The following is an 8,787-nucleotide window of genomic DNA, read 5'->3' on the forward strand; positions in this document are numbered from 1 at the left end:
AGCCTCTAGCAACTTCCTGCGAAGATCATCACTGTACGCACGCGCCATCCCTACACTCTGCCCACAAACGCTACGTCAGCAAAGTATTAAACTATATACCTATGAGGAATAGGATCTAAAACCGGCCTTAAACTCCGCTTATACACCTTTTTTCAGGCATAGAAATTTCTGTAAATCTATAGAAATAAACAACTTATAGAGATAATCAAACAGAAAATGTACGGTTTTACTCGATACAGATTCTGTAAATCTGTACCACTGATCGTAGCTTAAATCTATGAAAAATAACCGGATAGCTTGATCGCGTATCCGGCTTCTTCCACAGATTCTGTAAGTCGGTATTTTTACCCCAGCTTAGCCGCCTCGGAGCACCTTTGGAAGTTCAGAATTGCTACGGATGCGGAAACCCTGTAGCCGGTTCAGGCACCTTTTCCGGCGGAGTAGTCTTGCCGCCAATCATCGCCGGCTGCGCATAGTAGCCGGCATCGGCTTGAACCTTCGCGTTCGGCTTGTCCACCTTTACTTCCAGCTTGTGATACTCATTGGGCTTTGCGTCAGCAGGGGCCTCAAAGGTCAGCTCGTAGTAGGCGCCGGCATCATGCATGGCCGAGTTGAGGTCTCCTCGCGTGTCATTCGAGGAGATGAGCGCGCGGCCTCCGGAGTGTTCCGCAAGCACCTGCTGCGCCAGATACGGATATTCGGCCTGACTCACCTTTGTCACCGGCTTCCGATAGCTCTGGTAAAGGAATGGGTCGGCGTGTCCCTGCATCGAACCCAGGCCAAAGGGATCGAGGCTGTAAAGCGCAACGTGCGCCTCACGCAGGCTGTTGGATATATCTACAAGCATATTGAAAACCCACGCGCGCTGCTTGTCGGTAGCCTCGTAGCCCGCGTTTATCAGCATCGGCCATCCTGGGCCAATCAGAAACACCATCTTGCGTCCTGGCTGGGCCGCCTCAAACGCAGCAATCTCCTGAAGTCCTTTGAGCGACTCCTGCAAATGCTCCGCAGCTCCATAGAAACCAGCCGAAGTCCCCACAGGGCGAATTTGGGACTGTACCTTGTCAAAAGCGTCCAGTAATTCATGACCATCCTGGCTGTATCCCTTCATCATGCTTACGCCTGATTCCGTCATTACAGCTATGGCCATCGGATGCGCCAGTTTGCCGCCATCCTGATTGAGAAATTCGCTGATTTGTTCACGCTGCCGCGCCACCTCGGTAACGGTGTTGTTCACCATGTCCACAACCATCAGGACACGTACAGCGCCCGGTTCCGCAGTAGGATCCACGGCGCGAAAACTCACTAGCTGGCGTGACTGGCCATTGTCCAGCAACGTAAAACTCTGTTGATCAAGCCCATGGAAGGGATGGCCCAGGTTATCCGCCACAAAGACATCCACTGTAATGAGATTTGGCTTTGTGGGATCCTCCGCCCCTGCGGCGCGTACCCGCTGAGCGCCGATGAGCAGTGCAACAACGGTCACAGAAGTAAGCAGAAAACGCAGTTTCGATGTCCCAAAAGACGAACCAGCAGCAGAACGATGTAATTGCATAAAGCTCCTTGCTGAACCGGAAAAGCCACGATCCTTGCTCTTTCAGGCTTTCCCCTTTGTTAAGACGGCTTCCTGCCACTTCAGGATGCAATCCTGCTCAGGATTGCATCTGGTTACTCATAAGCTACGAAAAAATCTCGAATTCACCCTATACTTCGCCGTTTCTACGCTATCTTTGGTAATCTGAACCTTGTTACACTCGCTTTCACAAATCACCCTCAAGGAAATGTGGTTGACCGCGAAGGTGCCCATGCGCGCGGGGAGTGCTGCTTTGTTGAATGGCAGCGTGCATAGGCTCTATTCTGAAAACCGCATAAGGAGACGTGCCAAATGGCCATTGCCGATGATCGCGCCAAAGCAGTAGAACTCGCCCTCTCGCAGATTGAAAAACAATTCGGCAAAGGCTCCATCGTGCGGCTCGGCTCGCGTGAAGCCCTCATGCCGATCTCGATCATCTCCACCGGCAGCATCAGCTTTGACGCGGCGCTGGGCGTGGGCGGCATTCCGCGCGGCCGCGTGATCGAAATCTACGGTCCTGAGTCCTCCGGTAAAACCACGATCACGCTGCAGATCATCGCCGAAGCGCAGAAAAGCGGCGGCCTTGCAGCCTTCGTGGATGCTGAGCACGCCCTCGACCCCGGCTACGCCAAAAAACTCGGCGTGGATGTGGACAACCTGCTGGTCTCTCAGCCTGACTCCGGTGAGCAGGCGCTCGAAATCACCGAAGCTCTCGTCCGCTCCGGCGCAATTGACGTGCTCGTCGTCGACTCCGTCGCCGCGCTGGTTCCCAAGGCCGAGCTCGACGGTGAGATGGGCGAATCGCACATGGGCCTGCAGGCGCGGCTCATGTCGCAGGCGCTCCGCAAACTCACCGGCACGGTCTCGAAATCGCGCACCGCTCTGATCTTCATCAACCAGATTCGCGAAAAGATCGGCGTCATGTTCGGCAATCCTGAAACCACGACCGGCGGCCGCGCGCTCAAGTTCTACTCTTCGGTTCGCATCGATATTCGTCGTATTTCCGCACTCAAAGAAGGCGATGTCGTCATCGGTAACCGCACCAAGGTGAAAATCGTGAAGAACAAGGTCGCCGCGCCTTTCCGCGAGGCCGAGTTCGACATTCTCTACGGCGAAGGCATCAGCCGCGAGGGCGACGTCCTCGATCTCGCCGTGGCCAATAACATCGTCGAGAAATCCGGCGCGTGGTACAGCTATGCAGGCGAGCGCATCGGCCAGGGCCGTGAGAACACACGCAACTTCCTCAAGGAAAACAAGGAAGTCTTTGCCAGGATGGACACCGAACTGCGCAAGAAGCTCAACATCGGCTCCGCAGCCAAGACTGAAGTACCCGAGGTCCCCGCCGGCGGCACGGCGGAGGCCAAGGAGGCCGTGAAAGGCCGCCGCGCGTAAAGATAACCCGCCAGCCATGCACCTCATAAAGGTGCATGGAACCGGATCCGCAGCCAACCCGTAGTTTCTTATACGGGCCGAAAATACGAAGCCCGGCATCACTGCCGGGCTTCGTTCTTCTTGTTCGTTTTACATCCAATTCGTTCTAAACTGGGTTGACGCATGATGATTCCCTCGCGAGCGGCAGTGCGACTTCTGGCTTTGCTCCTGCTCGCGCTTGTGTGCCATACGAGTAGCGCACAACCTGCTGCTAATCATCCGGTCGATCCCTCTGCAGCCTCTGCTCCTGCGCTTGCTTCGTTTGACAGCATCGTCACCCTCGACGGTCCCTGGCGCTTCCATCCCGGCGACGACCCGCGCTGGGCCTCGGCATCCTTCGACGATTCATCCTGGCGCACCATGACCCTCGGCCACGATTTTGATTCACAAGGCATCGAAAGCTACTCAGGCTATGCGTGGTATCGTCTGCGCTACACTCCGCCGCCCGGCAGTCTCCCGCGCGATCTGCTTGTCGCCAACGATTCCGCCGGCGAACTTGCCGTTTACCTCGATGGCGTTCCCGCGGGAAAGACCCGCGGCATGTCAGACCAGCCAGCCTCCTACTGGTCCCATCCCTTCGTAGTACACGTCACCCATGCCGCGCCGGACGGCTCGGTCACCATCGCCATTCGTGGCTGGATTGCCGGCAGCCCGTCCTCAACCGGCGCGCTCACCCGTGTCCAGTCCGGGCCCGCAGCGCAAATCGCCGATCAGTTAGAGCTCATCACCAGCCGTCTCTGGTTCAAATATGTACTCTCCATTCTGCTCAGCGGCCTTTTCACCTTCTGCATCGCCTTCCTGGGCACGGTGCTTTACCTCACGCAGCGCAGCCACAGGGAATACCTGTGGCTCGCACTTCTATCTCTCGCGCTTTTGTTACGCGGCGTCATTGAAATATGCGGCCTGCTTGCCGTCTTTTCCAGCCCCGTTGCCAACGTTCTGGACCAGTGGGCTTTCAGCCTCTTCATCGCCGCCACGCTGGAGTTCACGTTGCGCTTTTCGGCCAGCCCACTGCGCCGCACCGTGTATGCGCTACAGCTCTTTTTGCTTTTGATCCCCGTTGCCACGCTGTTTCACTTCGATCAGACATTCTCATGGCTCTCCAATACCGCACAGATTCTGTTCGCGGTGCTCGCCGTAGTCATGCTGGCCACGGCCTGGCGCCGCGGACGGCCTGAGGCCGGCGTCATCCTCTTTCCATTTCTGCTGGCAGCCACAGGTAACTTCGTCGCTAATCTCATCAACTACGCCGTAAGCAAGAGCTTGCTTCCAACTCAATATGCAATTAACCGCTTTCACGTAGGGGCTGTTGAGTTCGGCCTTGGATTCTTTACCTATCAAATCTTCCTGGCCAGCCTCGTCGCCGTCATCCTGTACCGCTTCATCCGCGTATCGCAGGATGAGCAGCGGTCCTCGGCGGAAGTCGCTGCCGCGCGCAGCGTACAGGCTTTGCTGATTCCAACGCAACTTCCTTCCACCCGGAACTTCATGTTGGAAAGCGCCTATCTGCCAGTGAATGGCGTCGGCGGAGACTTCTTCCAGGTGCTTCCGCTCAAGGACGAATCATTGTTCATCGTCGTTGGTGACGTCAGCGGTAAAGGCCTGCAGGCGGCCATGAACTCCAGCACGCTCGTTGGCGCGCTCCGCAATGAACTATCCCACGATCCCGCCACGGTGCTCGAACACCTCAACCACGTGCTGCTCGGCGCTGTCTCCGCGCCCGGTGCTGTTCCGGAGCTCGATGCAGCGCCCTGCTTTGCCACCTGCCTCTGCGCCCGCGTCTATCCCACTGGCGAGATGACGATCGCCAACGCAGGCCACCTCGGCCCCTACCGCGATGGCCGCGAAATTGAACTGCCTCCCGGCCTGCCTCTCGGTGTCATTGCCGATAGCAGTTACGAGCAGATCACGCTTCAACTCAATCGCGGCGAGCGTCTTGTATTCCTCTCCGATGGCGTTGTGGAAGCCACCAACGAGGACGGCGAACTCTTCGGCTTCGAGCGCACACAGCAGGTCAGCAACGAGCCCGCCCGCTACATTGCTCAAACCGCCAAGCGTTTCGGCCAGACGGACGACATCACTGTAGTCTCTCTCTATTTCGCTTCCCGCGCTGCCCACCCCGACACCAGGCAGCCCGCTTACGCCAATTGAGCTATTAGCCGCCGGGTTGTGAAAAAGGAGGGAAACACGCTCTTCCGTTTTCCGCCTTTTCCATAGCCGCACGGCTTGACATTACACAGTCGCTGAGACGCAGCCGTACTTCAGGCGAAGGGAAGAACCTGCGGTTGTTTTTGCTTTTGCTCTTCGCTCGCTATCGCAACCGGCGCCCCACGTCCGTGTGTGGACGTGGGGCACCGTCCCTGCTGACCCTGCGCCATCCTGAGGCACACATCCGCGCATGAAACGCACTCTCGCAATTGCCATTGCCCTCGCAGCCTCTGCCATCGTTGCGCACGCCGAGCCGCGCTGGTGCTCGATCATTGGCAGAGGACCGAATGACAAAGTCTTCTATCCGCCGATTGCAAAAGCCGCGCGTGTCTATGGAGTTGTGCTTAGCCACATCATTTATCAGCCGAATGGCAAAGTAGAAAGGATCGAGCCCATATCAGGGCCGCCAATGCTTTCCAGATTCATGGCCAATCAATTGATGGATTGGAATGTGAAGACGGATGCAACTGGAGACGAACTGTGCCAGACGCTCGTGATTGCGAAGTTTGGATTGAAGGAAGCCGTCGAGAATCCTGCACCCGACCCGCCAGCACTCATAGACAACTCCGAGCCTGGCATTCTGCTTCTCGATCTCGCGTCCAATCCAGCCACCCCGGTTTGCTTATGCGATCCAGCAGGTAGGATTGTGTTTAATAACCCACTCCAGCGATTGGCGTATGCAGTGAAGCGGGGATTTCGGCGGATTTTTCATGGCGGACAGTAAGATCATTCCTGGAAGATCCATGCCCGACCGCCCCCAAACCCAACTCGACCAGAAAGATGCAGAAGACCGCCGCGCTGCCCAACTCCGCGCCTTCCGCCGCAACCAGGTCTTCGGCTTGCTTCTCTTCGCCGCCGCCATCCTGGCCTGGTGGTACTTCCACGCCGATAAATCCTGGATATGGACGCCCAACTGGTGGCGTCCATGAGTGTTGACCCGCTAGCCGTTCTGCTTCTCGGCCCCACCGGCAGCGGCAAAACCGCTCTCTCGCTCCGCCTGGCCGAACTCTTCAACGGCGAAATCGTCGGTTGCGACTCCGTAGCCGTGTATCGCGGCATGGACCTAGGCTCCGCCAAGCCAACGCCCGAAGAACGCGCCAGCGCCCCGCACCACCTCATCGACGTCGCCAATCCCGACGAGCCTTACACCGCCGGAGCCTACAGCCGCGCTGCCCGCGCCGCGCTGCGCGAAATAGCTTCTCGCAGCCGCCTCCCCATCGTCACCGGCGGAACCGGCCTCTACCTGCGCGCGCTCACCGAAGGACTCTTCGCCGGCCCCGCCCGCCATGAGCCTCTACGGGAACGGCTCAGATTCAAAGCGCAAAAGCGCGGAAGCGCTCACCTTCATCGCATTCTCGCCCGCCTCGACGCACCGACAGCCGCGCGCATCCACGCAAACGACACCCCCAAGCTCATCCGCGCCATTGAAGTCTCGCTAGCAGGCCGCAAGCCCATGAGTGAACAGCTAGCCCGCGACCCACTCACCGGCTTCCGGCTACTCCGCATCGGCCTCAATCCGCCCCGCGAAGCCCTCTACGACCGCCTCAACCGCCGCTGCGCCGAAATGTTCGCATCGGGCCTTATCGAAGAAACCCGCACCCTACTCATCCGCTATGGCCGCGTCAAAGCACTCGATTCCCTCGGCTACCGCCAGGCGCTCGCCGTCCTCGACGGCAACCTAACCGAGCCCGAAGCCCTGACCGCCGCCCAGCAGGGCCACCGCAACTACGCCAAGCGCCAGCTCACCTGGTTTCGCCGCGAGCCCGAAGTTCACTGGCTCACAGCCTTCGGCGACGATCCCGCCACTGCGGCTGAAGCCATTGCCCTCATTCGGAATCAAATTTAGTAGGCCCCGTTCGATAAACTGAACCGTTCAAGCCCAATCCGTTTCAAGCCCAACTCGTTTCAAGCAAGGAGCAAACCTTGGCAGCCACCACGCCCGCATCGACATCCACACAGACCTCAGCATCGAATCAGGACACCCTCTACGACGTAGCCATCCTTGGCAGCGGCCCAGCCGGCTACACTGCCGCCATTCGCGGAGGCCAGCTCGGCCTCAAAGTCGCACTCATTGAAGCGGAAAAGGTCCTCGGCGGCACCTGTCTTCACGTCGGCTGCATTCCCACCAAGGCGCTGCTCTTCAACGCCGAAATCTGGGATCACCTCAAGCACGCCGCCGAATACGGCATCGCCGGCATCGGCACGCCGCAGCTCGACTGGTCCGCCGTCCTCGCGCGCAAAACCGCCATCGTCAACAAGCACACCAAGGGCCTTGAGTTCCTCATGAAGAAGAACAAGGTCACCGTCGTGCCGGGCTTTGGCCGCCTGACTGGACCGGCAAAAGACGGCATCCACACTGTCGAACTCACTGCCGCCGACGGCACCAAATCTCAGCTCAAAGCCAAGAACCTCATCCTCGCCACCGGCTCTGAGGCACGCACCCTCTTCGGCCTCAAGCCAGATGACCGCATCCTCACCAATATCGAAATCCTCGACATTCCGCAGCCGCCCAAATCGCTCATCGTCATTGGCGCAGGCGCGGTCGGCGTCGAATTCGGTTCGATCTTCGCGAGCTTCGGCACAGAAGTCACCCTTGTCGAATTTCTTCCCCGCGCCATTCCTGTTGAAGACGAAGACCTCTCGAAAGAACTCACACGCCTCTTTAAAAAGCGCGGCATCGACATGAACACCTCCTGCAAAGTCGAGTCCATCGAGAAGACCGAGACCGGCGTCAAGGTCAAATGGACGACAGCCGCAGGCAAGCTCATCGAGAAGGAAGCCGAAAAAGTGCTCGTCGCCGTGGGCCGCGCACCGCGCACCAGGGGCATCAATATCGAATCCACCAAGATCGAAACGGATCGCGGGTTCATCAAGGTAAATGAAGCTCAGCTGACCGCCGAGCCCGGCATCTACGCCATCGGGGACATCGTCCTCGGACTGCCGCAGCTTGCCCACGTCGGCAGCATGAGCGGCATCGTTGCTGTCTCCGCCATCGCCGGCCGCCATTATCGCCCCGTTCGCCGCGACCGCATTCCAAGCTGCACCTACACCGATCCGCAGGTCGGGTCGGCAGGATTGACAGAGGCGCAGGCCAAGGAAAAAGGCTACGAAATCAAGGTCGGCAAATTTCCCTTTGCCGGAAATTCGAAGGCTACCATCGTTGACGCACATGATGGCTTTGTGAAGATCATTGCCGACGCCAAATACGGTGAAATCCTCGGCGTCCATATCATCGGTCCGCAGGCTACGGAGCTGATCGCAGAAGCCGTGGCCGTGATGGAACTCGAAGGCACCATCGACGAGCTGATGTTCACCATCCACGCTCACCCGACGCTGTCGGAGGCGATGCTGGATGCTTATGCCGCCGTCGAAGGTGAAGCTATCAACGCTTGAATAACTGTTCATTTTCGGACGACTGGTTGAGTTACCCTGTGCAGGGCTGGCTTCGAAGCAATTCTTTTTCTGCAGGTTGCGAGCTTCTACACAGTTTCTAAAAAAATCTTTATGCGATCTTCATTCCGGAACTGTGCAACTGCACAGCCGGAAATACGAAGGCCCGAATCCATTGGATTCGG

The 8,787-nt window shown here is 58.1% G+C and carries 7 protein-coding genes; 6 read left to right on the forward strand and 1 reads right to left on the reverse strand.

Features of this window, described 5'->3' with window-relative positions:
- Positions 1-391 precede the first annotated feature (391 nt).
- Positions 392-1,555 (reverse strand): VWA domain-containing protein, encoded by a 1,164-nt coding sequence (locus tag ABSG47_RS19085; protein ID WP_424171538.1) that lies wholly within the window; start codon positions 1,553-1,555, stop codon positions 392-394.
- Positions 1,556-1,891: 336 nt separating this feature from the next.
- Between ABSG47_RS19085 and recA the strand changes: the two genes are divergently transcribed.
- The 6 genes from recA to lpdA all read left to right on the forward strand — a co-directional run bounded on the left by recA (position 1,892) and on the right by lpdA (position 8,605).
- Positions 1,892-2,965, forward strand: a complete 1,074-nt coding sequence (gene recA, locus ABSG47_RS19090; RefSeq protein ID WP_424171555.1) for a recombinase RecA — start codon at positions 1,892-1,894, stop codon at positions 2,963-2,965.
- Between the two features lie 186 nt (positions 2,966-3,151).
- Complete coding sequence (locus ABSG47_RS19095; protein ID WP_424171541.1) at positions 3,152-5,155, forward strand: PP2C family protein-serine/threonine phosphatase; 2,004 nt, start codon at positions 3,152-3,154, stop codon at positions 5,153-5,155.
- Positions 5,156-5,402: 247 nt separating this feature from the next.
- Positions 5,403-5,936, forward strand: coding sequence for an energy transducer TonB (locus ABSG47_RS19100; RefSeq protein ID WP_424171544.1), 534 nt, complete (start codon positions 5,403-5,405; stop codon positions 5,934-5,936).
- 19 nt (positions 5,937-5,955) lie between these two features.
- A complete protein-coding gene (locus tag ABSG47_RS19105) occupies positions 5,956-6,141 on the forward strand; it encodes a hypothetical protein (protein WP_424171547.1) in 186 nt (61 codons plus the stop codon).
- The gene (miaA, locus tag ABSG47_RS19110) at positions 6,138-7,058 is read left to right on the forward strand and encodes a tRNA (adenosine(37)-N6)-dimethylallyltransferase MiaA (protein ID WP_424171550.1); all 921 of its coding nucleotides are present in this window, start codon (positions 6,138-6,140) and stop codon (positions 7,056-7,058) included. The genes ABSG47_RS19105 and miaA overlap by 4 nt, the downstream gene beginning before the upstream one ends.
- A gap of 77 nt (positions 7,059-7,135) precedes the next feature.
- Positions 7,136-8,605, forward strand: a complete 1,470-nt coding sequence (gene lpdA, locus ABSG47_RS19115; RefSeq protein WP_424171553.1) for a dihydrolipoyl dehydrogenase — start codon at positions 7,136-7,138, stop codon at positions 8,603-8,605.
- Positions 8,606-8,787 lie beyond the last annotated feature (182 nt).

It is taken from the genome of Occallatibacter sp., assembly GCF_049510455.1.
In the GTDB taxonomy this organism is placed as follows: domain Bacteria; phylum Acidobacteriota; class Terriglobia; order Terriglobales; family Acidobacteriaceae; genus Telmatobacter.